This is a genomic window from Methylomonas paludis, from assembly GCF_018734325.1.
GTDB lineage: Bacteria > Pseudomonadota > Gammaproteobacteria > Methylococcales > Methylomonadaceae > Methylomonas > Methylomonas paludis.
The window spans coordinates 2,254,657-2,278,661 of the sequence record NZ_CP073754.1 but is presented as its reverse complement, the minus strand read 5'-3'; the positions used below and the strand labels follow the sequence as shown (position 1 = coordinate 2,278,661).

The 24,005-nt window shown below is 47.3% G+C and carries 25 protein-coding genes and 1 tRNA gene; 4 read left to right on the top strand and 22 right to left on the bottom strand.

The window, feature by feature from the left end:
- The first annotated feature begins 9 nt into the window (after positions 1-9).
- Positions 10-1,665, top strand: a complete 1,656-nt coding sequence (gene tnpC, locus KEF85_RS10250; protein WP_215580179.1) for an IS66 family transposase — start codon at positions 10-12, stop codon at positions 1,663-1,665.
- A gap of 175 nt (positions 1,666-1,840) precedes the next feature.
- Here tnpC (KEF85_RS10250) and tnpB (KEF85_RS10245) read toward each other — a convergent pair whose 3' ends face one another.
- Both tnpB (KEF85_RS10245) and tnpA (KEF85_RS10240) read right to left on the bottom strand, forming a co-directional pair.
- Complete coding sequence (tnpB, locus tag KEF85_RS10245) at positions 1,841-2,194, bottom strand: IS66 family insertion sequence element accessory protein TnpB (protein WP_215579475.1); 354 nt, start codon at positions 2,192-2,194, stop codon at positions 1,841-1,843.
- 8 nt (positions 2,195-2,202) lie between these two features.
- Positions 2,203-2,532, bottom strand: a complete 330-nt coding sequence (tnpA, locus tag KEF85_RS10240; RefSeq protein ID WP_215579477.1) for an IS66 family insertion sequence element accessory protein TnpA — start codon at positions 2,530-2,532, stop codon at positions 2,203-2,205.
- A 70-nt stretch (positions 2,533-2,602) separates the two neighbouring features.
- Here tnpA (KEF85_RS10240) and KEF85_RS10235 point away from each other — a divergent pair, with 70 nt between their 5' ends.
- The gene (locus KEF85_RS10235; RefSeq protein ID WP_281413630.1) at positions 2,603-3,007 is read left to right on the top strand and encodes a ferritin-like domain-containing protein; all 405 of its coding nucleotides are present in this window, start codon (positions 2,603-2,605) and stop codon (positions 3,005-3,007) included.
- A 149-nt stretch (positions 3,008-3,156) separates the two neighbouring features.
- Here the strand turns inward: KEF85_RS10235 and KEF85_RS10230 are convergent, their stop codons facing one another.
- From KEF85_RS10230 to leuS, 20 genes are all read right to left on the bottom strand, one after another.
- Positions 3,157-3,396: a DUF883 domain-containing protein gene (locus KEF85_RS10230; protein WP_215580167.1), complete on the bottom strand. Its 240-nt coding sequence runs from the start codon at positions 3,394-3,396 to the stop codon at positions 3,157-3,159.
- Positions 3,397-3,483: 87 nt separating this feature from the next.
- Positions 3,484-3,783 (bottom strand): four-helix bundle copper-binding protein, encoded by a 300-nt coding sequence (locus KEF85_RS10225; RefSeq protein WP_246534858.1) that lies wholly within the window; start codon positions 3,781-3,783, stop codon positions 3,484-3,486.
- On the bottom strand, positions 3,776-5,389 hold the full coding sequence (gene tnpC / locus KEF85_RS10220) for an IS66 family transposase (RefSeq protein WP_215579386.1): 1,614 nt from the start codon (positions 5,387-5,389) through the stop codon (positions 3,776-3,778). The genes KEF85_RS10225 and tnpC (KEF85_RS10220) overlap by 8 nt, the downstream gene beginning before the upstream one ends.
- A gap of 77 nt (positions 5,390-5,466) precedes the next feature.
- Positions 5,467-5,826 carry an IS66 family insertion sequence element accessory protein TnpB gene (gene tnpB / locus KEF85_RS10215; protein ID WP_215579383.1) on the bottom strand — a complete coding sequence of 120 codons (360 nt, stop codon included), beginning with the start codon at positions 5,824-5,826 and terminating at the stop codon, positions 5,467-5,469.
- Positions 5,823-6,206, bottom strand: coding sequence for an IS66 family insertion sequence element accessory protein TnpA (tnpA, locus tag KEF85_RS10210; RefSeq protein ID WP_215579380.1), 384 nt, complete (start codon positions 6,204-6,206; stop codon positions 5,823-5,825). Before tnpA (KEF85_RS10210) ends, tnpB (KEF85_RS10215) begins: the two co-directional genes overlap by 4 nt.
- A 476-nt stretch (positions 6,207-6,682) precedes the next feature.
- On the bottom strand, positions 6,683-6,883 hold the full coding sequence (locus tag KEF85_RS10205; protein ID WP_215580165.1) for a hypothetical protein: 201 nt from the start codon (positions 6,881-6,883) through the stop codon (positions 6,683-6,685).
- Between the two features lie 122 nt (positions 6,884-7,005).
- On the bottom strand, positions 7,006-10,104 hold the full coding sequence (locus tag KEF85_RS10200) for a type I restriction endonuclease subunit R (protein ID WP_215580162.1): 3,099 nt from the start codon (positions 10,102-10,104) through the stop codon (positions 7,006-7,008).
- Positions 10,104-11,120, bottom strand: coding sequence for a PDDEXK nuclease domain-containing protein (locus KEF85_RS10195; protein WP_215580160.1), 1,017 nt, complete (start codon positions 11,118-11,120; stop codon positions 10,104-10,106). The genes KEF85_RS10200 and KEF85_RS10195 overlap by 1 nt, the downstream gene beginning before the upstream one ends.
- Positions 11,104-12,243, bottom strand: a complete 1,140-nt coding sequence (locus KEF85_RS10190) for an ATP-binding protein (protein WP_215580158.1) — start codon at positions 12,241-12,243, stop codon at positions 11,104-11,106. Before KEF85_RS10190 ends, KEF85_RS10195 begins: the two co-directional genes overlap by 17 nt.
- Position 12,244: 1 nt before the next feature.
- The gene (locus tag KEF85_RS10185) at positions 12,245-13,384 is read right to left on the bottom strand and encodes a restriction endonuclease subunit S (RefSeq protein WP_215580156.1); all 1,140 of its coding nucleotides are present in this window, start codon (positions 13,382-13,384) and stop codon (positions 12,245-12,247) included.
- A gap of 2 nt (positions 13,385-13,386) precedes the next feature.
- Complete coding sequence (fic, locus tag KEF85_RS10180) at positions 13,387-13,992, bottom strand: protein adenylyltransferase Fic (protein WP_215580154.1); 606 nt, start codon at positions 13,990-13,992, stop codon at positions 13,387-13,389.
- Positions 13,989-15,539: a type I restriction-modification system subunit M gene (locus tag KEF85_RS10175; RefSeq protein ID WP_215580152.1), complete on the bottom strand. Its 1,551-nt coding sequence runs from the start codon at positions 15,537-15,539 to the stop codon at positions 13,989-13,991. The genes fic and KEF85_RS10175 overlap by 4 nt, the downstream gene beginning before the upstream one ends.
- Before the next feature lie 134 nt (positions 15,540-15,673).
- Positions 15,674-15,750, bottom strand: a tRNA-Arg gene (locus KEF85_RS10170).
- A 58-nt stretch (positions 15,751-15,808) separates the two neighbouring features.
- Entirely contained in the window at positions 15,809-16,273 is a 465-nt protein-coding gene (locus KEF85_RS10165) for a HugZ family pyridoxamine 5'-phosphate oxidase (RefSeq protein ID WP_215580150.1), read from the bottom strand.
- Complete coding sequence (locus KEF85_RS10160; protein WP_215580147.1) at positions 16,270-16,830, bottom strand: DNA-3-methyladenine glycosylase I; 561 nt, start codon at positions 16,828-16,830, stop codon at positions 16,270-16,272. Before KEF85_RS10160 ends, KEF85_RS10165 begins: the two co-directional genes overlap by 4 nt.
- Entirely contained in the window at positions 16,830-17,192 is a 363-nt protein-coding gene (locus KEF85_RS10155) for a YajD family HNH nuclease (protein ID WP_215580145.1), read from the bottom strand. Before KEF85_RS10155 ends, KEF85_RS10160 begins: the two co-directional genes overlap by 1 nt.
- A 23-nt stretch (positions 17,193-17,215) precedes the next feature.
- Complete coding sequence (gene moaA, locus KEF85_RS10150) at positions 17,216-18,223, bottom strand: GTP 3',8-cyclase MoaA (RefSeq protein ID WP_215580143.1); 1,008 nt, start codon at positions 18,221-18,223, stop codon at positions 17,216-17,218.
- A gap of 164 nt (positions 18,224-18,387) precedes the next feature.
- Positions 18,388-19,413 carry a DNA polymerase III subunit delta gene (gene holA, locus KEF85_RS10145; RefSeq protein ID WP_215580141.1) on the bottom strand — a complete coding sequence of 342 codons (1,026 nt, stop codon included), beginning with the start codon at positions 19,411-19,413 and terminating at the stop codon, positions 18,388-18,390.
- Positions 19,414-19,415: 2 nt separating this feature from the next.
- Positions 19,416-19,913, bottom strand: coding sequence for an LPS-assembly lipoprotein LptE (locus KEF85_RS10140; protein ID WP_215580139.1), 498 nt, complete (start codon positions 19,911-19,913; stop codon positions 19,416-19,418).
- 24 nt (positions 19,914-19,937) lie between these two features.
- The gene (gene leuS / locus KEF85_RS10135; protein WP_215580137.1) at positions 19,938-22,520 is read right to left on the bottom strand and encodes a leucine--tRNA ligase; all 2,583 of its coding nucleotides are present in this window, start codon (positions 22,518-22,520) and stop codon (positions 19,938-19,940) included.
- Between the two features lie 84 nt (positions 22,521-22,604).
- On the opposite strand from leuS, the gene KEF85_RS10130 reads away from it, so the two are divergent.
- Both KEF85_RS10130 and KEF85_RS10125 read left to right on the top strand, forming a co-directional pair.
- The gene (locus KEF85_RS10130; RefSeq protein ID WP_215580135.1) at positions 22,605-23,090 is read left to right on the top strand and encodes a zinc ribbon-containing protein; all 486 of its coding nucleotides are present in this window, start codon (positions 22,605-22,607) and stop codon (positions 23,088-23,090) included.
- Between the two features lie 59 nt (positions 23,091-23,149).
- Positions 23,150-23,923: a ParA family protein gene (locus KEF85_RS10125; protein WP_215580134.1), complete on the top strand. Its 774-nt coding sequence runs from the start codon at positions 23,150-23,152 to the stop codon at positions 23,921-23,923.
- Positions 23,924-24,005 lie beyond the last annotated feature (82 nt).

Sequence of the window (24,005 nt, the reverse complement as noted above, 5' to 3'; positions counted from 1 at the left end):
AATATCAGCATGATTTCACCTCACTTTCCTGCCTTAGAACACGATGATTACTCGGCTGTCTTGTTGCCGGGGATGCTCGCTGAATTACTTGAAAAAGCACAACGCGTGGATGAGTTAACGCAAACCGTTGAACTTAAATCCGAAGTCATTGCCTCGCTCAAACAACGGATTGAGTTACTCGAAGAAGCGCTACGGTTATCCAAAGTCAAACGCTTTGCACCTTCGAGTGAACAGTCGGGGCAAATCTCGTTATTTGATGATGCTGAAATTGAAGCCACGGTGGATTTTGAAACCGCAACGGATGAAGCGGTCGACGAAGTCGAGGCGATTGCGTCCGGCATTGCGTCCGAATCCCCTGAGGCCGGTCAAACTAAGCAAAAACCGGGACGTAAACCGTTTGCCGACAACTTACCCCGCGAGCAAATCTTTATCAAGCTGAGCGATGAAGAAAAAGCCGGTGCCATTACGACCTTCTTTACTAAAGTCAAAGAAGAACTGGACATTATCCCCGCACAAGTACGGGTTTTAGAATACATGCAAGAAAAAGCCGTGTTTCTGGAACCGAGTCAAGATGAGATGCAACGCCGGATTATAGCTGCCGTTCTGCCCAAGCATCCTGTTCCGGGTGCAATGGGTAGCATTGACCTGATGTGCTCTGTACTCATCTATAAATACTGCGATGGCTTACCGCTTTATCGACTTGAAAACATCTTAGCCCGTTATGGCGGCGAACTCTCAAGGGCCACGCTAGCCAACTGGGTCATCGCGCTGGCCAGACCCTTGCAACCTTTGATTAATCTCCTCCGGGATCATCAACAGGCCGGCAACCTCATCATGGCCGACGAAACACGGGTGCAGGTCCTCAAAGAACCGGGGCGACCGGCGACCTCGGATAAATTCATGTGGGTGACACTGGGCGGTCCGCCTGGACAACCTAGCGTGTTGTTTGAATACGATCCGTCCCGCAGCCAGGACGTGCCGTTGCGCCTGCTTGATGGTTTTCAGGGTTATCTGCAAACCGATGGCTTTGCTGGCTACAATGCCGCGTGCCTTATTAACAACATTACCCAACTAGGTTGTTGGGATCATGTGCGCCGCAAATTTAAAGAGGCTCAAGATGCGCAACCCAAACCGAAGAAAGGTAAACCGTATAAGGCGAGCAAAGCGGATCACATCCTGGGTTTAATCAATACACTCTATATGATAGAGCGGCAGATCAAAACACTGAGCGCCGCAGAAAAATTTCAGCAACGCTGCAAAAGAAGCCTGCCTGTTTTGAAAAAACTGAAAACGTACCTGGATGACAATCAACACAAAGTGCCGAAGGACGGTTTAACCGGCAAGGCCATGACTTACCTCAGTAATCAATGGGATAAGCTGATGGTGTATTGCTCGAATGGGGAATTGAACATCAGCAATATTCTTGCTGAAAACGCTATTCGTCCCTTTGTGATTGGTCGCAAAGCATGGTTATTCAGTGATAGCCCCAAAGGCGCACAAGCCAGCGCAATCCATTACAGTTTGATTGAAACGGCTAAAGCTAATGGAATAGAACCCTACGCCTATTTAACCCAAGTCCTCAAAGCACTGCCTTATGCCGATACGGTTGAAAAAATTGAAGCCTTGTTGCCCTGGAATTTTAAAAATCAGAATTTTGCCAGATAGGGGTACTACGTGCTTTATTAAGCGCTTACTCCACGCGTTGTGCTTTTTCAAGTAATTCAGCGAGCATCCCCGGCAACAAGACAGCCGAGTAATCATCGTGTTCTAAGGCAGGAAAGTGAGGTGAAATCATGCTGATATTATACGCGATTTCACTCCGTAAATACTGATATTTCCCTTAAAAAACAGATTCATAATGCCGGTTTTTATGGCCTTTCATGACGCTAATGTCATAGCCATCCAAAAGCCAATTCAACTGCTGACCGGTTAACGTTAACAGTGCCTCATCACCCTTCGGCCACTTGAACTTATCCTCGACCAAAGCCTTGTAATAAAGGACAAAGCCCGTGTTTTCCCAGAACAAACATTTGATTTTAGTTCGCTGCTGATTGGTGAACGCATACAGCCCACCATCAAACGGATTATGGCCGAGCTCACACTCAATAATCGCCGCCAGGCCACGATGGGATTTGCGAAAATCAATGGCTTGCCGGTAAAGATAGACCTCTGTCAGTTCCAAGGCGGGGCGCATGATATAAGTCACCGCAATACCTCAAGCAAGGGTTTAATCAAAGCCAGATTAGTCTGCGTAATCCCGGTCAACCGGATGCCATCCCGAAAGCACAAGGACAAGCCCGGCGAGGAAGGTGTGGCGACAGGTGCCGCTACTTGCACTCGGGCAAAGCCGCTTTTTGGATCAGGCGAAATCGGTTCGCACTCTGCCAGGAACTTGCGCTTCCAATAACTAAATCGATGGACAAGTAGCGCTTGCTGGCGGCAGTAACTGGCTTGAGATAACCCGGAGGTGTGCCATTGCTCGATATGGCGTTGCCAGAATTCGTGATCGGTATTGCTTTCGGTTGATGCCATCGTAAATCCCAAGTTTATAGCGTGGGGATAGTCTGACAGGGCCCATAAGGGTTGTGAATTACGCGGATAATTGAGCGCTTACGAGTTAGTCTGCGTTCTACGTTATAAACGTCATTTCTTTATGGCCAAGGGAATACATTCCGAGCCGGTAAAAACCGAGTTTTTGGCCCACGCCAATGAAGAGATGCTGCATGCGGACCGTCTGGCAAAACGCATTGTCGAATTGGGGGGCGAACCCAATTATTCTCCAGATGGGTTGAGCGAGCGTAGCCACGCCGAGTACATTGAAGGCGATACGCTCAAATCGATGATCAAGGAAGATCTTATAGCTGAAAGGATCGCCATCGAAAGCTATCGGGAGATGATAGCCTATTTGGCTGAGCATGATTCAACAACACAAATCATGCTCAAAGAGATACTGGCCAGTGAAGAAGAACATGCCGAAGATCTTGCTTCGCTCATAGATGACCTATAGACCAAAAGCCGATTCGCTGGGGACGGAGAACCCCCCCCCAGCAAGGGGGTCGGCACTTTCATGCAGCGATGCCTGTAACCTTGCTCTATAGCAATAAAACTAAGTACACCAACTGCATGGGGCTACCAGCGCACCCGAATACATGATTTTTAACGGTTTAACGTACTTTTAAGTAGCTGGCTCAACAAAAAGCCTGCTGTTGCTGCAATACCCAATGCTGTAATCGGATTATCACGCACATATCTGCGGCATTGCTTTCTCAATATTTGCTCGGCAATTTTCAAGTCCTCGCCTTTATCGTAAAGTACCTCGGATGCCTTACTGCTTGCACCGGCAATTTTATCAAAAGCCTCATGTGCGTAATGAGATGCTTTATCCTTATTTTTCATGGTTGCGCTCCATTTACTATTTTGCCCAAGGGTAGAGTTATTTAGGAATTTAATAAATCCCCTCTTTTTGAAATCGGCAGATTTTTCTCAGGCTTTATTCTCGCAGCCGTCATGATGCCCAAGCGTGTTACTTGCCATGTGCCGACAACTCTCGGCGCAAGCTAGGCACGCCTTCACGCATTCATCCATACCGCCAATTTTTTCGCAACTCACCGCACAGGCTTCGCAGATTTCGGCACAAACCCCGCAAACACGCTGATGAAAAACAGAGCCACCCAGTTGCAAATTAGCCGAGGCTTGGCAAATTTCGGCACAGCTCATCATCAGTCGAAAATGTTCCGCCTCAACATGTTTACCGTAAGCGGTTATCAAACCCCATCTAGCCATTTTTCCATCCGCTGTTAATATGCTCCCTATCCACTTGCCAGGGCAGCAGTGATTCAATATCTTCCAGAGTCTGAGCCTTGGGCAGTTCTTTAAAAATATGATGCAGATAGCGATACGGCTCCAGTCCATTGAGTTTGGCGGTTTCAATCAGGCTATAGAGATTGGCACTGGCTTTGGCGCCTTTTATGGTATCGGCGAATAGCCAGTTATTACGACCAATGACAAAGGGCCGGATGGCGCGTTCCACGGCATTGTTATCAATGTCTAACCGCCCATCTTGGCAATAGACGGTGAGTGTTGACCACTGGTTAGCCAGATAGCCCAAGGCTTTGCCGGTTAAGCTGGTGGGGGCCACTTGGGTTAAGGAGATATCCAACCAAGCTTTGATTTCATGCAGGATCGGCACGGCCTGCTGTTGGCGAATCCGGTATTTTTCATCGACCGACAGATATTTGATTTGCGTCTCAATCCGGTACAGTTTCTGGATCATGATTAAGGCCTTACTGACTTTGCCGGCTTTAGGCTGAGCTTTGCCTTGGGCTTTTAAGGCTTCATCGAATTTACGTCTGGCGTGTGCCCAACACCCGGCATGGCGCAAGCCGTTTTTAGCGCACACGGTCGGGTAAGCGGCGTAGCCGTCGGTTTGCAGCGTACCGCTGTAACCTTGTAGCAGTTGGTCTGCCACGGCCTGGCTGCGGGTGGGTGCATAGTGAAACAGCACGACTGGTTGATCAGGTGGGCCACCGCGCTGTACCCACAGATAAGACTGACTGCTAGCGGCTTTGCCCTCTTCTTTCAAGACTTGTAGCGTGGTTTCATCCATTTGCAGAATGGGGTACTGATGCAGGTGTTCCTGCATCAAATTGCACAAAGCTTGAATCAGCTCGCCGCAACGAATCGCCCATAAAGACAGGGTGCCGCGTGATAGCTCAACGCCGATACGCTGAAACTGTTTACTTTGCCGGTAAAACGGCAAGGCATCCAGGAATTTGCTGGTGATCAGATAAGCCAGTAAACCGGGCGAAGCATTGCTTTTAGGCAGCGGTTGCGGCGGCAGTGGCGCGGTTTTCACCTCGGCCTGACAGCAAGGGCAGGCATACTTGATGCGGATATGGCGTAACACCTGCACCTTGGCTGGAATGATGTCCAGTTGTTCGGACACTTCAGTACCGATTTCTTTTAGCGCATGGCCGGCTGAGCAACGGCGTTGCGCTTCCGGTAGGTCGTGGATGATCTCAACGCGGGGGAGTGCAGCAGGCAGGGCTTTACGGCCAGGCTTGACCGGTACAGTTTGGCCGGGCTGGGCTGCGGAAGCGATAGGCGCTGATGCATTTTCGGTGGCGGCCACCACTTCAGAGGTGGCCGTCGCCGTTTCAGCGGTCGTTTCATCCGACTCTTCGGCATAGGCTTCCGCCTCATTGAACATATCCGCTTGCTCTGCCCGGTATTTCTCGCTATTGGCGCCAAAGCGTTTATGTAGCAAGAGATTGATTTGCTCTTGCAGAATATCGTGTTTTGATTGTAATTGCCGATAATCACGCGTCAGCGTACGTAGCATTTTCTGCAGGCTGTCGACATCTGAAGGCAATTCAAGCTCTTGTTCCATAAGGCTTATTATAGCAACTTACGCCATAATAAGCCATTGAAAATTCAGAAAATAGACGCTTCAAAGCCGGCAAAAGATTATAAAACCGACTGATAATCCAGCACCGGATGCGGCTTCATGCGATTAATATCATAACCTTCCAACAACCAGTTCAGTTGCTGTACGCTTAACGTCACCGTGCCAGACTCGCTGGGTTTTGGCCAGAAAAACCGTGCTTTCTCCAAACGCTTCTGCCATAGACAAAAACCATTACGCTCCCAATACAGCAACTTGATAGCCGTGGCTGACCGATTTCTAAACACATACAAACAATCAGCAAACGGATTTAAACTCAACTGCGCTTCCACCAGGACCGCCAAACTGGCAGCGCCCTTCCTGAAATCAACCGGTTGTTCGCATAAATAAACTGCCCAATCGACGGAAAGGGGCCGCATCATGCTGGCAACCTCGACAACCCGGTCAGCACCGCCAGGCAATGCTCGGTATCAATGGCTTGAAATTGACATTCAATGCCATTGGGTAGGCGCAGCCACAGCGTTGGCCGTTCAAGTGAGCCACTCGTCACCGGCTGTACCATCTGCACAGGATGAAAAGTCGCTGTGCCAGCGCCGGTCTGCACAGCACGGCTTGGCCACTCACGCTTACGCTTGATCCAGTGATATAAAGATTTATCGGCCAATTGGTGTTGCCGGGCATACACGGCAATACTCAAACCTGACGCCAGGCATTGCTCGACATGGGCAAACCAAAAGCGCTGCGTATCGGTTAGACTTACAGCATCCGTTGGCTGGGTATTTTCTGAAAGGGGCTGGTTCATCGGGTATCCTCATCAATTGACGGTGACGATACTTTCCCAAATTCAATTAATTATGGGTAGATGGGGTTTGTTAAGCGCTTACTGTTTACCGCCGGTATTCAGGCAGTGACCCAAAGCAATTTGTAAGCACACTTGATGGCAATGGCTACAAGCTTCTATGCAGGATTGCATGCAATGTTTTTTGTGATCCGGATCGTTCATGGAATTCCCCAAGGAAAATAATTGTGATCGAAATGTATATAGCTACCGATCAAAAACCAAGCTTTGAGTCAGCACTAAGGCATTTTGAGAATTCTAGTAATAAAACCCGTATCAGTCGGTACGGTATCCGACATATGGCTTTGAATGACGTAGAGCTGGGGGCGGTTTGGACTTGAATGGCCCATAGTTGCCTGGCAGATTTGATAGACGTTATAGTTCGCGCTTTTTTGTTTGCAGTATTGGATCGTTCAAATTTATACACCAAAATATTGGTGTCAATGCAAACGGTCGGCATAAATTTCATCGCGGGTCAAAGTGGGCTCGCCTGATGTTTGATCATCAATTGATGGCGTTTGTCCTTGTTTTGATCGCTCACTGACTTTATCGAACAATGCATCCCAATTTAAGGGGTCAATTAATACCTGATCCTTATCGATCAAAGCAGACTTGAAAGTATGGTTATTAATTGAATCCATGACGATGTCTCGCAACATTTAGGTAGCTTATAACAGGCGTAGCGGGTAGAAGCTGCCGGGCCTTGGAAAAAAAACCTGCATCTTCCTGTTCCGCCGCGCCCACATACCTTATAAGACCAGGATCACACCTGTCCACCGACACCTTTAAACTTCTCCACAAAAGCGGCTATTTTTTGGAAGACACTCTGCTTTTTTGTCAGGTACTGTGGGTTTAACGGGCTCATTTTAGGCAGAATAGCATTCAGCTCAGTGCCATTATCACTGGCAAACTCCCGTTTTAGTGAGGTGCTAATATAACGCCTCGCGGCCTCAGCATTCAGGCTTTCAGTGCTAATTAGCTCTTGCGCCTCACGCTGTTGTTCCGCTTGTGCAAAGATAAAGAAAGCATCAATAACACTGGCCTTATCGCCTATCTGATCTAGATCGGTTTGATTAATAAAATCAACCAGCAAGCTCTCTTTGGCGCGGTTGCCCAGGCTAGAGCGAATCACTCGGCGCACATCTTCAACCAGCGCCGCTTTATCTTTAACTTTCTTATTATTTTCAAAAATCAGTTCCAGAATATAATCCAAATTGATTTCTTGGGACTTGAGCAGATCCACCTCAAACACCACCTCATCCCAATCAATGGTGGATTTTTCTTTTTCAGCGGCGGATTTTTCACGCCGTAGCCAGTCGCGTATGTCGTTATAGGTGGAGCGATAATCCTGAATTTTCCGCTCGGCGGGCATTTTGATGACTTGCAGTGCGGCCAGGTCTTCATCGCTTAGATAATGTTGGGCTTTGAATGCCTCAACCGCTTCCTGGTCACTAATATCAACACTTTGCAGGGCTTTCAGGCTGGCAAATTCATCGTAGTTTTGCAGCACATTTTCCACGCGCAAATATTCCCCAAACAGTTTCACGAAGGCTTTTTTGTCGGATTCTTTAACAATCTCATCGGGGTTGGGGAAACGCTGTTCCAGCTCCGTGACTACCTCCACAAAGCCGCGTCGGGTTTCGCCGGTCACTACATCCGTAAAGCCTGCCATGTATTCCTTATAGCTCTTCTCCAGCACCACGTTTTTGGTATTGTTATTGCCAAACAGGGTAATAGCATTAATGGTGGCTTGCTCTAAATCACGGAAGGTAACGATATTACCAAAGGTTTTGGTGGCATCAAATATGCGATTGGTGCGTGAATAGGCCTGCATCAAACCGTGGTAACGCAAGTTTTTATCCACAAACAAGGTATTCAAGGTTGGAGCATCAAAGCCGGTTAAAAACATGCCAACCACAATCAGCAAGTCAATTTCCTTGGCTTTTACCTGCCTGGCAAGATCGCGGTAATAATTTTGAAAGCCATTGCTATCCACACTAAAATTGGTTTTAAACAGCGTGTTATAGTCAGCAATAGCCGCGCTTAAAAACTCTTTGGCACTGCTGTTCATGGCAGAAACATCAAAGCTTTCATCCTGAATCTCGCCTACGGCATCCTGTTCTTCATTAGCTGCAAAAGAGAATATGGTCGCCACTTTCAATGGCTTCTCACTGCCTTCTTGTAATTTATGCAAAGACTCATAATACAGCTTGGCGGCATCCACACTGCTCACGGCAAACATGGCATTAAAGCCTTTGGCCCCAGCCTGCAGGCGATGGGTTTTTTGCCGGAAATTATTCAAGATATATTGCGAAATTTCCCGAATACGCTCGGGGTGCAACAAGGCTTGCTTGTTTTCTGCCGCGTTAAGTTTTTTCTCGTCTTGCTCCCTTTCAAAGGCTTTAAACTTTGGGCGCACATCGTTGTAGTCCACTTTAAACTTCAATACCTTTTCATCGCGAATAGCGTCGGTGATGACATAAGCATGCAACTCGCGGCCAAACACGCTGACGGTGGTATCGGCACCAAGGGCATTTTGCGGGAATATCGGTGTGCCGGTAAAACCAAATTGATAAAACTTTTTAAACTTTTTCTTCAGGTTTTTCTGCGCCTCACCAAACTGGCTACGGTGCGCCTCATCAAAAATAAACACCACTTGCTTGTTATAAATCGGCAAGTCGTTTTCACCTTTCATCAGGTTGTTGAGCTTTTGGATCGTGGTGATAATAATTTTATTGTCATCTTTATCCAGATTGCGTTTAAGCCCGGCAGTGCTGTCCGAGCCATTGACACTATCCGGCGAAAAGCGCTGATATTCCTTCATGGTCTGGTAATCCAGATCTTTCCGATCCACCACGAAAAACACCTTGTCAATAAAATCCAGCTCAGTCGCCAAACGCGCCGCTTTAAAACTGGTCAGGGTTTTACCAGAGCCGGTGGTGTGCCAGATAAAGCCGCCGCTTTCCACGTTGCTCCAGTTTTCAGCTTGATAGGTGCTTTTGATTTTCCACAAGATGCGCTCGGTGGCGGCAATTTGATAGGGGCGCATCACCAGCAAAGTATCACTCACATCAAACACCGAATAATGCAGCAGCACACTGAGCAAGGTGTTTTTCTGAAAGAAAGTGGCGGTAAAATATTTTAAGTCTTTAATCGGGCCATTATCGGATTTTGCCCAGTTCATGGTGAAATCGAAGCTGTTTTTGTTGCGCTGAGTGGTGTTGGCAAAATAACGGCTATCCGTACCGTTTGAAATGACGAACAGCTGCAAATATTTAAACAACGAATGCCCGCTATTAAAACTCTCTTTGCTGTAACGGTGCACCTGATTAAAGGCCTCGCGAATGGCCACACCACGTTTTTTCAGTTCAACCTGCACCAAAGGCAAGCCATTGACCAGCACCGTGACATCGTAGCGGTTGGCGTGCGAACCCTTTTGCTCAAACTGCTTGATAACTTGCACCTTATTGCGGGCAATGTTCTTTTTGTCCAACAGGTAGATGTTCTGAATATGGCCATCATCAAACACAAAATCATGAATATAGTCATCATGAATCTTACGGGTTTTATCAATGATGCTATCGCTGGGCCTGTCCAGCCAGGTCTCCACAAAACGCAGCCATTCGCCGTCGGAAAACCGCATGTTATTCAGGGCTTGCAACTGCTCGCGTACGTTGGCCAACATCTTTTTTAGAGTGTTGAGATCGGGCAGGTATTCATAACCTTGATTTTGCAGATCACGTATAAATTCCCGCTCCAAGTCGTATTCGCTTTGGTAGCTTTCGCTAACTTTCCATTCCTTGGTATATTTATCCAGAACGATAAAGTTGTTGGATTCTGCAATGACTTTATATTCTTTCATTAGTTTGATTCAAAATATCCAATTTCAGATAATTCATGCAATTTAGCCTGAATTAGTTTTTTATCTGGCAACTGTAATTCATATTGAGCCACCATCGTCGGTGATAAGTTGCGTGATAGTGCGTATTCCACTACCTCTTCATCTTTATCTCGGCATAGCAAAATACCTATGCTTGGATTTTCATGCGGTTTTTTCACATCGCGGTCTAGTGCTTCAAGGTAAAAATTAAGCTGCCCTAAATGCTCAGGACTAAATTTGCCAATTTTTAACTCAAATGCCACCAATGCCGCCAAGCCACGATGAAAAAACAGTAAGTCAATAAAAAAATCTTGATTGCCTACTTGTAAACGATATTCTTCGCCTACAAAAATAAAGTCTCTGCCCAATTCTAGAATAAATTTTTTCATATTCCGAATTAAGGCTTTTTGTAAATGGCTTTCCTTGTGTTGCATAGGCAAGCCTAAAAACTCCAATACATGGTTATCTTTCAATGTATTGCTAATGTTTGGATGCAATTCTCTCAGCACTGCTGAGAGTTTCTGATTGCCCGGCATGGCGCGTTCAAAATGAGAGGTATTAATCTGACGCTCAAGCTCCCTTGATGTATATCGTTCTTTGATGCATACATTCAAATAATATTCACGCTCCTCAGCAGACTTACAGCGTGAAAAAATAATCGTGTTGTGGGTCCAAGGCAATTCTCTCACCAGTGATGAGAGTTTTTCATCTGCCTGATAGGTTTCAAAAAACTGCTTCATGCGCCACAGGTTTTTATCGCTAAAGCCTTTTAGTTCAGGGTTTTGCTGCGTGATAAATACCGCCAAATCAGTCACAACGCCTTTACCCCACGCTTCTGTACTGACTTTATGGCTAATGATTTGACCAATTTGCCAGTATAAATCGATGAGGGTCGTGTTAATTTGCGCAAAAATCTTCTGACGCGATTGTTGAATATGTCGTAATACATCGACAAAGTCTTGTTGGCTATGTAGAGCTGGTTTAGTTTCGATTGTCATTTTGCTCTAGCTGCTGCCAAAAACCATAGTTATCAATCAAGTTCTCCAGCAGCAGCTTAACCATTTGCTTCTCTTGTGGGGTTGGCTCGGCAACGGCTTCATTGGATAATGTGCTATGGCTAGTGAACTGAATAATGCGGTTTAAATAGAGCTGTTTATCATCGGGCAAAAGTTCTGACCATTTCGGGTAACCCAGAAAACTGGCAGTTTTCTCATACAGGTTACGCAATAGCGTGAAGTGATATTTTTGCACCTGATTATTGGCAATCGCTTGTTCAAGCGTTTGCTTTAAATACAGGTGATAAGAAAAGCTCTTGTTCGAGTCGCCTTGCTTTTCAACGAGGGCAAAAGTGCCATCTTCAAAGCGCTCTAACAGATAGCAAGTTTTGCCGTTAAGCTCATTAAAGAGGACGTTATAAAACAGCGGACTATGCGTCGTGACAATAAATTTCAGGTCGGATTGACTGGATTTAATCAAGCCAGCCAAATTGACCGCCAACTCAATCAAATGATTTTCATCCAGTGAGCTGACCGGGTCATCAATAAATACATATTCCAGTTGATCAAACTGATTTGTCTCACGCTCGCCTGGTTCGGCAACATTGAGAATGGTAATAACTTGATCTAGGAGCGTATAAAAAACACTCCAGATAAAATTACTTTCTTCGCCTTTGGAAATTTTGATATAGCCGGAACGTTCATCATCACCTCGCTCCAGGGAAAAGCCAACTTCAGTAAAATCCTCGCTGAAATGGGGTGTTAATTTGTCATTAGCATAACGCTGAAAATACTTAACAATATTTCCATCTTGACCCAGATCTTTTAGCAGGGTGAGCAACCAATCCGTATACGAATTAGGCTGAATTTTCAGTTTGGGATCGGCATCCAACTCTAAATCATTGTCCCAATAAAACAGGTCTTCAGTAAAAGCGTTGTAATAAAGGATTTTATTGCGCGACAATTCAGATTGATCACCTTCACCATCATCGTTTTTTGGTGCAATCAACTGCTTAAATTCCCGCGACAGGCGGGTTTTACCTATGCCATTAAAGGCATAGATCATCTGCACCTTTTTATTGGCGTCTCTCAGTTGCTGTGCTATTTCCGTTAGCGTCTTGCTCATGTTATGCCGCTACCTCTTCGGGCTTGGGGGAACTCAACAGCAAATTACGGTAGTACTCGTATTGCTTTTGGCGCAATTCAATTTCGCGCGGCAAGCCTTCGTTGATGGAGTTGGTAAGGGCGTCGAATTTGTCCAAAATGGTGACAATGCGCTCTTTTTCTTCGGGGGAAGGATTCGGAATGTTGATGCTTTCTAAATTCTTTTTGTTTAGCTTTGGCTGAGCTGCACCGGAGATATGAGGCGTTAAATTAATGCTATTTAAATAATATTCCACATATCTACGCTCAGCGTATGTCTCGAATTTAAGGACGTGTGCGTGATTGTTCACCCAGCTTTTCCCACTGATGCTAAAGGCTATTGGGGTATTTCGCGCCACCAAATTTGCGCCGTCTTCGGAAACAAGCAAAAAATCTCCATCGAAAATATAGCCTTTAACGTAATCGACAATGCCTGATGCACCATAGTACGGAATAGAGCCAGATTCTCTTAAGCCACTCGTTATAGGTTTTCTCATCGAATCAAGATTCTCTGCCATCCCCCCCAACGTCTTCCACTCCACGTCTCCTTCTTCAAAATTCAACAATTGGTCGCGATAGTAGTTGTATTGTTTTTTGCGAGCGGTAATCTCGGTGGTAAGTTCGGCGGTAAGCTCGGCGGTAAGCTCGGTGAATGCGTCCAAAATGCGGACGATTTCGGCTTGAATCTCAAGCGATTTTTCTGGGTTTTCAGGGCTTGGGATAGGGATAGGGATTTTATTCAATATAGCCTGTGTCAGGCTCGGTCTTCCTGAACCGGTATCTAGAGCCATCAGATCAATTGTTTTAATAAAATAATAAAGAAACTTCGGTATAATTAGTGACCTATCAATTTCTGTATAGAAAATTGTATCAACATTCCAGAATGGCGACTCAATATAGAAAATATTTGTAATCGAGCCTTTTCGAGGTATCAGAACTGATGGCTTGTTATATGAATATGCGCCGACATATCCCATAATACCGCCCGAACCGTAGACTGGAACATTGCCTGCGTCTAAGCCTTTCCAGTCTTTGCCATGCTTTATTTTCGCTACTTGCTCCAAAGGTTTCCACTCCACCTCAGTACCATCCAGCAGTTTTTCCATATAATGCAAGTTACTCACGACTACAGTTCCTCAGTTTTAAATTCACTATAGCCTTCGTAGTAATAGCTCACATCAATACCCTTCATAAACAGGGCGCGGTCATCAATTTGATCGGTTAAGGCTGGTTTGAGCAGGGCTTTAATTTCAACATCTCTCACCACACTGCGTTGCATGGCGGACAGATATTCCTCCTTGTCCACCAAGTTCCAGTCCACCACTTTTTTAATTTCTGTTTTCAGCATCAGGTCAAGCCAGATGCGGGCGGCACGACCATTGCCCTCGCGAAACGGGTGGGCAATATTCATTTCGACATATTTTTCGATAATTTCAGCAAAACTGCCTTGTGGCATAGAGTCAATATGTTTTAACGATGGCTCTAAATACATTAGCGGCGCGAAACGAAAGTTGCCTTTGGCTATATTCACGTCGCGGAGTTTGCCGGCAAACTCATAAATATCCCCAAACAAATAGCTATGGATAAATGCCAACCCGGAAAATTTACCCACATCCACCTGGTTAATATCGCCAGAGTCAAACAGCTGTCTGGCCTTTTGCTTGCTGATTTTTTCTTCCGTCTTGGCAAGCTCAACTTGATGGGTGATGTTTAGTTTATTTTCCAAAATCATGTAGTATCTCCTTTAATCTCCGCCATAATGGCATCAATCTCCGCCCGCAGTCGGTCGATTTTTGCCACCGTAATTTTCAGTTCGGCATTGAGCTGAGCAATATCCACCACTTCGCGGTTGTCTTTGGCTTCGACGTAGTTGCTCACACTCAGGTTGTAGTCGCTGGCGGCAATGGCAGCAAAATTCACCGACTTGGCAAAATGTTCAACATCCGTTTTGCTATCGAACACCTGCATGATCTGTTCGATGTGCTGGTCAGTCAGCAGATTGTTATTGGTTTCCTTTTTAAATAGGCCGCTGGCATCAATAAACTGGATATTGGTGTCGGTTTTGTGTTTGGACAGCACCAAAATATTCACGGCGATGGTGGTGCCAAAAAACAGGTTGGGCGCGAGTGAGATGATGGTCTCGACATAGTTGTTATCCACCAGATATTGGCGGATTTTCTGCTCGGCGCCACCACGGTAAAAAATACCGGGGAAGCAGACAATAGCGGCGCGACCTTTGCCGGAGAGGTAACTCAGCGCATGCAGCACAAAGGCAAAGTCGGCTTTAGATTTAGGGGCTAATACGCCAGCCGGGGCAAAGCGTTCGTCGTTAATCAGGGTGGGGTCATCGCTGCCTATCCATTTTACCGAGTAAGGTGGGTTGGAGACAATGGCATCAAAGGGTTTGTCATCACCAAAGTGCGGGTTGATCAGGGTATTGCCCAACTGAATATTGAACTTGTCGTAGTTGATGTTATGCAAAAACATGTTCATCCGCGCCAGGTTGTAGGTGGTGTGATTGATTTCCTGACCAAAAAAACCGTCGTCAATAATGTGGGCGTCAAAATGCTTTTTGGCTTGCAGCAGCAGTGAGCCGGAACCACAGGCGGGGTCATAAATTTTATTAACGCTGGTTTGCTGGTGCATGGCCAGTTGCGCAATCAGCTTGGACACGTGTTGCGGGGTAAAAAACTCGCCACCGGATTTACCGGCATTGGCGGCGTAGTTGGAGATTAAAAATTCGTAGGCATCGCCAAACAAGTCAATGTGGCTGCCGTCAAAATCGCCAAAATCCAACCCGGACACACCTTTGAGTACGGCGGCCAATCGGCTGTTTTTGTCGGTCACGGTGTTACCTAGTCGGTTGCTGGTGGTATCAAAATCAGCAAACAGGCCTTTAATATCACGCTCTGATGGGTAACTGCTGGCGGAGCTTTCGATGGCGGCAAAGATGGTGGCCAAATTCGTATTCAAGCTGTCGTTGGTATTGGCGCCCGCAGCAACATTTGTAAACAACTGACTGGGGTAGATGAAGTAGCCCTTGGTTTTGATGGCATCGTCTTTGATTTCCGGGGTGATGACACTGTCGGGAAGTTCTGCATAGTTGATGCTGCCGTCACCGCCTTCGATGTAGCCGGCAAAGTTTTCACTGATAAAGCGATAAAATAGGGTGCCCAGTACATATTGCTTGAAATCCCAGCCATCGACTGCGCCTCGTACCTCATTGGCGATTTGCCAGATTTGGCGTTGCAGTGCGGCGCGTTGTTGGGTGCTGGTCATTCTGGACTTCCTGTTTAAATACGTTTGGACAGTATTTTTGTCAAATGCTGCGGTTTTTTGATTTGAAATGTCCCGCCAGTGTCCCTTGGTCAATTATCGATGCATTGTTATTCTTGATAACGCATTGATAAACTTGGCGTCCCGGAGACGATTTGAACGTCCGACCTGCCCCTTAGGAGGGGGCTGCTCTATCCAGCTGAGCTACCGGGACTTTATATGCGGAAACAGGCGCAAGTAGCCCAAGCCGTTATTATACTATATCCAGCTGCCTACCCGGCAGCAGCCAGGCCCAAACTTAAATCCACTGTCATGGCTTTGCCAAACCCGGCCACATACAGCCCGGTTTGCGGGCTTAACTGCAATAGGTGAAAATCCGGCAGGCTGCTCAATAGCCCAATGATGTTGCCAAAGCGTTGCTGCATCAACTCTAACAGCCGGGCATAGTCTGGTAAGCCTTTGCTGATTTCCTGCACCCGGCAATTAAAGCTTAGCCGCCGCCGGGCAAAGATATTGTCGGCTTCGGCTTCCGGCTGGATGATTAACACTCCGGCCTGGCCGCTGTGCAGCATATTGGCAGTATGTTTGGCCAAGGCGCTGACATAGATATAAAACCGGTTGTCATCCAGCGTAAACGGCGCGTAACTAATGTCGGCGTTGCCGTCCGGGCTGCTGGTTGCCAGTTGCAGGCTTTTTTGGGTGCTCAGCAAAGCCTGATAATCAGTGATTTGAGTCATGACAACTGACTGTGTCGATAGCAAGTCACGGTATGATCGTTGACCATACCCACCGCCTGCATATAGGCATAACAAATGGTTTTGCCGACAAATTTAAAGCCCTGTTTGGTTAAAGCTTTGCTCATGTGTTCCGATTCCGGACTGAACGCAGGGATGTCGGCATGGCTTTGCCAATGGTTCTGGCGGGGTTTACCGTCCACAAACTGCCAGATATACTCGGCAAAACTGCCATACTGGGCCTGGATGTTGACAAAGGCCTGGGCATTAAGCGCAGCGGCGCGGATTTTCAAACGGTTTCTGATAATGCCTGGATTCAACTGCAGCTCAGCCAGTTTGGTTTCATCATAAGCGGCCATTTTTTGCGCATCAAATTGATCAAACGCCAGTCGGTAGCTGTCGCGTTTATTCAGAATGGTTCGCCAGCTCAAACCGGCCTGTGCACCCTCTAAAATCAAAAACTCGAAGAGTTTATGGTCGTCGTACAGCGGTACGCCCCATTCCTGGTCGTGATACTGTTCCTCAGCGGCACTGGCTAAAGCCCAAATACATTTTTGCATTAGTCCTTCTGCATCATTTTTTTCAGATCGGCAAATGGACTAAAGGTTGCCACCGGAGATTTGCTGTCGGTTCCGCCGCCCTTGCTGCCGTAGCGAACCTGTTCTTCAAAACGCTGGTGCTCGTTATCATGACAATACACGCATAACAATTCCCAGTTGCTGCCATCTCCCGGGTTATTGTCGTGATTATGGTCACGATGATGTACCGTCAGTTCGCGCAGGTTCTTATGGTCAAACTCGCGGGTACAGCGTCCGCAAATCCAGGGATAAAGTTTTAAAGCCTGTTCCCGGTAACCTTTTTCGCGGTCTTCTTTATAACGCCGGGCCTGGGCGATAATTTGATCGGCTTTATTGACTGACATAATCTCTTCTCTTGGGTGGCTGCTCAACCGCCGGTTGCGCTCATGTGGCGCATGATAATAGCTTGTTCGTGGATATTAAAGGTATGTTTTTCCGGCTTGATTTGCATAGCCGCTATGATGGTTTGTTTCAGCCTATCCATATCGCCGGGATAAGCTCTGACCACGGCTTTTAAGTCCACCGAGTCTTCATTGCCCAGACACAGCAATAAGCGGCCTTCGGCAGTCAGACGTACCCGGTTGCAAGTGCTGCAAAAATTGGCGCTATGCGGGGAAATAAAGCCCACACGGGTATGACTGTCCTGCACTTTAAAGTAACTGGATGGGCCACCGGTACTGTCTGTAACTGCATTCAGCTCGAAACGGTTTTGCAAGTCACTTTTGATCAAATGACTGGGGTAATAACATTCGCTGCGTTGATGTTCGTCTATCACGCCCAAGGGCATTTCTTCAATAAAGCTGATATCCAGTTCTTTATCCACGGCAAACTGCACCAGATCAGTCACTTCATGATGGTTGCGGTTTTTGAGAATCACTGCATTCAGTTTAATTTTGTTAAAACCGGCAGTACGCGCCGCATTAATGCCCATCAGTACCTGCTCAATATCACCGGTACGGGTAATGGCCTTAAACTTGGCCGCATCCAGCGTATCCAGGCTGATGTTCAGGCGTTTCACGCCGGCGGCTTTAATTTGGTCGGCCATTTGCGCCAGTCTGGAACCATTAGTGGTCATCACCAGCTCATTTAAGCCGGGTAAGCGGCCCAACTCCTGCAATAAACCTAATACACCTTGCCGTACCAGCGGTTCACCACCGGTAATGCGTATTTTAGTGACACCCAGTTCCACAAAGGTCTGACAGATAAACTGAATTTCTTCCAGCGTTAATATATGCGCACGCGGTAAAAACTGCATGGTTTCCGACATGCAGTACACACAACGGAAATCGCAGCGATCTGTGACAGACACCCGTAAATAGTTGACTACCCGGCCAAAACGGTCAATCAAGGGGCTTGTTAGCCGACTATCAGACATAAATTACACATGTAAAAATGAAAAAGCACAAAAGTGGGTCTTACCCGTGGTAAGGCCGGTTTGCCAATGCGACTCCATGCTCTGGAACTGGAATGTTAAAACCTTAACCAATTATTATAACGTCAGCCAGTGGACACCATCAAACTGGTAAAGTTCGTAACTCATCAAGCACGCAAACGCGGTAGGGCCGGCTGACAAAACAATACACAAATTTCAAATAATTTTTCCCAGCTGTCACCAGCCAGTTGACCCTTGATCTGCTGATCAGCCAGGGTGCAATTTTGCAAAATATATTGCACATCCGCCATTTTAAGCCGGGCTAGGGCGGCCTGCACCGCAGACTTGCGCATGTCCCAAACCTGTAGTTTCTTAAAAACAGTTTCTGGGTGTGCAGATGATTTGAGTTCAGTATGCAGGTTTAACAATAATCGGGCTTCTCGGCTTAGCGCCCACAATACCACGGGTGCTGCCACCGCTTCGGCCTGCAAACCATGCAGGATTTTCGTCACCCGGTTCAGGCTGCCGGCCAACAAGGCATCGCTTAGTTTAAACACATCAAAACGGGCACTGTCCGCCACATCCGCTTCGATAATTGCTTTAGTGATTCGTTGTTCACCATGCTGGATATAAAGTTTTTCTATTTCCTGCGCGGCGGCCAGCAGATTGCCTTCTATGCGCCCGGCCAATATCCGTAAGGCTTCGGTTTCAAAATGCATTCCGCGCCGTTCAGCTCGGCGTTGTAACCAGTTCAGCAAATCCTGGCCTTGCAGGGGCCAAACCCGCACGGTGCCACCCACAGCGTCTATGGCTTGATACCATTGTGCTTTTAAGGCAGTGCTTTCCAGCTTACCCATAGTGATTAACAATATGGTGTGTTCCGGTAAATTCCGGCAATAACTAACCAAGGTTTTACTGCCTTCCAGGCCGGGCTTGGCAGAAGGCAGCCGCAAATCAATCAGTTTTTTATCAGCAAAAATGGATAAACTGTCCGCTTCGGTCAGCAATTCCTGCCAGTGATTAGTATCATCTATGGCCAGCACTTCGCGATTGCCGTACCCGGCCTGCCGGGCGGCTTTGCGGATATCATCGGCAGCCTCACCCACTTGCAGGGGCTCATCGCCACTAATCAAATAAACCGGCAGCAGTTGTTTGCTCAAGCCTGCCGTCAATTGCTCAAGCTTGATCTGCATCCTTATTTTTTTTGATTTTCAATGGCAATACCGGCACGGGCCATCAACATGCGGGCTGCCTGCTTATAAATCTCGGCGCGGATGGTCAGGTCTTCGTTGGATTTAGCCAGTACTGCGGTTTGGTCGTTAAAATACTCGCGGGCAATTTCGATGGTTTGTTCGTCCATCAAAGGCTTATCCTGGTTATCATAAAACTGAAAGCGCAGATAATAATTCAATTCGGATTCGGTGGATTTACCGGTGGTGCCGATAGATAATACCCGGTTACTCATATCCTCTTTCAGCACTTTCAGAATAATACCGGCATTCATGGTGGTATCCGACAGTTTGGCTTTGGAGGCACGCAGCATGGATACCATTTCCGATTGCAATGAAGCCGATGCCCCCGCCATATAGACATTGCGCAGCGATTCCGGTAAATCCAGCGAGCCGCGCAAATGATAGCCGCAACCGCTTAGTAGTGCGCAGAACAATAATATGCCGCCGATAGCCTGTTTCATGGTTAAGCCTTGCTGAAACTGTTATTAAACAACGATATTGACCAGTTTTTGCGGTACCACAATCAATTTTTTGATGGGTTTGCCATCAATATACCGCTGAACATGTTCATCTGCCAAGACCAGCGCTTCAATATCTGCTTTGGAAGCGGTTACCGCTACCGAAAACTTGCCGCGCAACTTGCCGTTCACCTGTATCACCATCTCAATGGCATCCTGCTGCAGGGCAGTTTCATCCAGTACCGGCCAGTCAGCCGTGACAATATCGCTAGCGTGGCCCAAATGTCCCCAGAGTTGCTGGCTGATATGCGGAATAATGGGCGACAGCATCAGCACCACAAACTCCAGCACTTCCTGGCGCACGGCCAGACCATTGTTGCTGTCATCTTCAAATTTGGCCAGCGCGTTCAATAACTCCATATTCACCGCAATCGCAGTGTTAAAAGTATGGCGGCGAGCCATGTCATCGGTCACTTTTTGCAAAGTATGATGCAATTGGCGGCGCAGATCTTTCTGGGCATCGGTCAAAGTCGCCACCTCCAGTGCTGCCGGAATACCACTTGCCACATGCTGATGCACCAAACGCCACAAGCGTTTCAGGAAGCGGAAAGCGCCTTCCACGCCGGCATCGTTCCATTCCAGAGATTGCTCAGGTGGTGAGGTAAACATGGTGTACAGGCGCACGGTATCGGCACCGTATTTATCAATCAATACTTGCGGATCAACGCCGTTATTTTTGGATTTGGACATTTTTTCCACGGCACCCACCGTCACCGGCGAACCATCGCTCAATAATTTGGCGCTGATAATTTTGCCTTTGCTGTCCCGTTCCACGTCAATCTGGGTTAGATTGAAATACACTTTATGGCCGTGTTCATCAAACTGATAAAACGTTTCCGCCACCACCATACCCTGGGTCAACAGATTTTTGAACGGCTCGTCGCAAGCCACCAGACCTTCATCGCGTAGCAACTTGGTATAAAACCGTGCATACAGCAAATGCAGAATAGCGTGTTCTATGCCGCCGATATAGTAATCCACCGGCAGCCAATAATTGGCGCGTTCATCCAGCATGCCGCTAGTGGCATCGGCGCTGGCGTAACGGGCAAAATACCAGGACGATTCCATAAAGGTATCGAAGGTGTCGGTTTCACGGCGAGCTGCTTTGCCGCATTGCGGACAAGTCGTATGTGGGAAGGTTGGATGGGCAGCCAGCGGCGCTTGTGAGCCATCCAGCACCACATCACGCGGCAAAGTGATCGGTAACTGATCATCCGGCACCGGCACGGTACCGCAATCATCGCAATAAATCACCGGAATCGGCGCCCCCCAGTAACGTTGCCGGGATACACCCCAGTCGCGCAACCGGAAATTGGTTTTACGTTCGCCCTTGCCCAGGTCGGATAGTTTGGCGGCAATGGCAGAAAATGCCTCGGCAGAATTCAAGCCATCAAACTCGCCGGAATTAAACAGTACACCTTTATCGGTAAATGCCTGTTCACTAATATCGACAGCAGCGTCGGCGGCGCGAATTACTGCTTTAATAGCGATCAAATATTTTTTGGCGAACTCATAATCACGCTGATCATGTGCCGGCACCGACATCACCGCCCCGGTGCCGTAATTCATTAAGACAAAATTGGCGATCCAGACCGGTACTTCTTCACCAGTCAAAGGATGCACTGCCACAAAGCCGGAATTAATGCCGCGTTTTTCCATGGTTTCCAGAGCAGCTTCGGAGGTTTCCATGTGTTTGCATTCTTCCAAAAATGCCGCAACTTCAGGATTGGTTTCAGCCGCTTTCAGGGCAACCGGATGCTCGGCCGCTACCGCCACATAAGTTACGCCCATCAGCGTATCAGGTCGGGTGGTGTAAATACGGATCGGCTGTTCAAAACCGGCCACACCAAAATCCATTTCTACGCCTTCAGAGCGGCCTATCCAGTTGGCCTGCATGGTGCGGACCTGCTCCGGCCAACCGGGTAGGCCATCCAGTGCACTTAACAATTCGTCGGCATAAGCCGTGATTTTTAAAAACCACTGCGAAATTTCTTTTTTCTCAACCGGAGTATCACAACGCCAGCAACAACCGTCTATCACCTGTTCGTTAGCCAGTACGGTCTGATCATGCGGACACCAGTTAACCGGAGCGGTTTTTTTATAAACCAGGTCTTTGGCCAGCAGGCGCAGGAAGAACCATTGCTCCCAGCGGTAATAATCCGGATCGCAAGTCGCCAGCTCCCGCCCCCAGTCGTAACCAAAGCCCAGGCGTTTCAACTGATCGCGCATATAGTCTATATTGGAATGCGTCCAGTCAGCCGGATGTACTTTGTTGAGCATGGCGGCATTTTCCGCCGGCAAACCAAAGGCATCCCAACCCATAGGCTGCAACACATGTTTGCCCTGCAGCCGCTGAAACCGGCTGATAACATCGCCTATGGTGTAATTGCGGACATGGCCCATGTGCAATTTGCCGCTAGGATAAGGAAACATGGACAGACAGTAGTATTTTTCCTTGCCGGTATTTTCATGGGCGGCGTACACGCCTGATACTTCCCAATCGGCCTGTATTTTTTGCTCTATCGTCTGCGGGTTGTAATGCTCTTCCATCCGGTGTTCGTCTTTTCTGGTAAAAAAGCGCTAGAATACCTTACAGAAGCTTAAATCTAAAGCTTGATTTAAATCGGAGAAACCATGAGCGAACACAAACTAATAAAAACCTATGACGATCTGATGGGACATCTGTACGAAGCACTGGATGATACCTTGCACAGTGTTGCCGAAGCATTGGAGATCGCGAAGGAAAAAACCAGCGCTTTGGGGGGGCATACCCAGGAAGAAATTAATAAAATTGCCGGCTATGTCATTCGTGACATTAATCTGGCTGCAATCAATACGCCAGACAGCAAGCCGGATTCACTGAGCGAATGGTTAAAATTTGATCTTAACCTGATAGAAAATTTTGCTCTGAAAGCCTTTTTTGACATTGCCGACAAAACCCGGCTTAAACTGACCGAACTGGAGTGGGACGCCAAACAATACCATCCCTATCATAGCGGTGATATTGCCGGCCCCGGCACTTTTGTTTGCGATGCATGCGGCAAACAAATTTCTTTTAAATCCACCAGCCTTATTCCTGATTGCCCGGCATGTCAAGCCAAAAAATTTAGCCGTTGTTGATATTGCTAACATTAACCTTATAATGTCAACTTTCAGTATTTCCAGTGTTGAGGACGAATATGCGCAGGGTAATCTTTAATCAAAAAGGCGGCGTGGGTAAATCCACCATCACCTGCAATCTGGCCGCTATCAGCGCCGTGGAAGGTAAAAAAACTCTGGTCATTGATTTGGATATTCAGGGCAATTCCACTCAATATCTGTTAGGCAGTAAAGTAACGGATGCGGATAAAACCATTGCCCATTTTTTTAAAGACAATTTGGGCTTGGGTTTATTCGGTGGTGGAAAGGAAGGTCTGGAAAGCGCCATTCATGAAACACCTTTTCCCAATCTGTATATTTTGCCTTCGCATCCTGAACTGGAAGCCCTGCAAAGCCGGCTGGAATCACGTTATAAAATCTTTAAGCTCAAAGAAGCCCTGGAAAAACTGGAAGGTTACGATCATATTTACATAGACACCCCGCCGGTGCTGAATTTTTACAGCCAGTCAGCACTGATCGCGGCAGAAAAATGCCTGATACCTTTCGATTGTGACACCTTTGCCCGCGAATCACTGTATACCCTGATGCGTGCCATTGCCGAAGTCAAGGCTGATCATAACCAAGGCCTGGAAGTGGAAGGCATTATTGTCAACCAGTATCAGAAACAGGCCAATCTGCCTCGCCAGCTGGTAGAAGAATTAATTGCCGAAGGTCTGCCGGTACTGGAAGCCAAAATTTCCTCATCGGTCAAAGTGCGTGAATCACATTCCGATGCCCAGCCTTTGGTGCATTATGCCCCCACGCATAAATTAACCGAAGAGTACCGGGCTTTGTATCTGGAAATTCATAGCTGATAAATTCACTTCAGTATAAGCTTGGCTAAACGGCCAAGCACGCCTGCTCTGGAGTAGAGAAGGTTTTATAACGGTCTACACA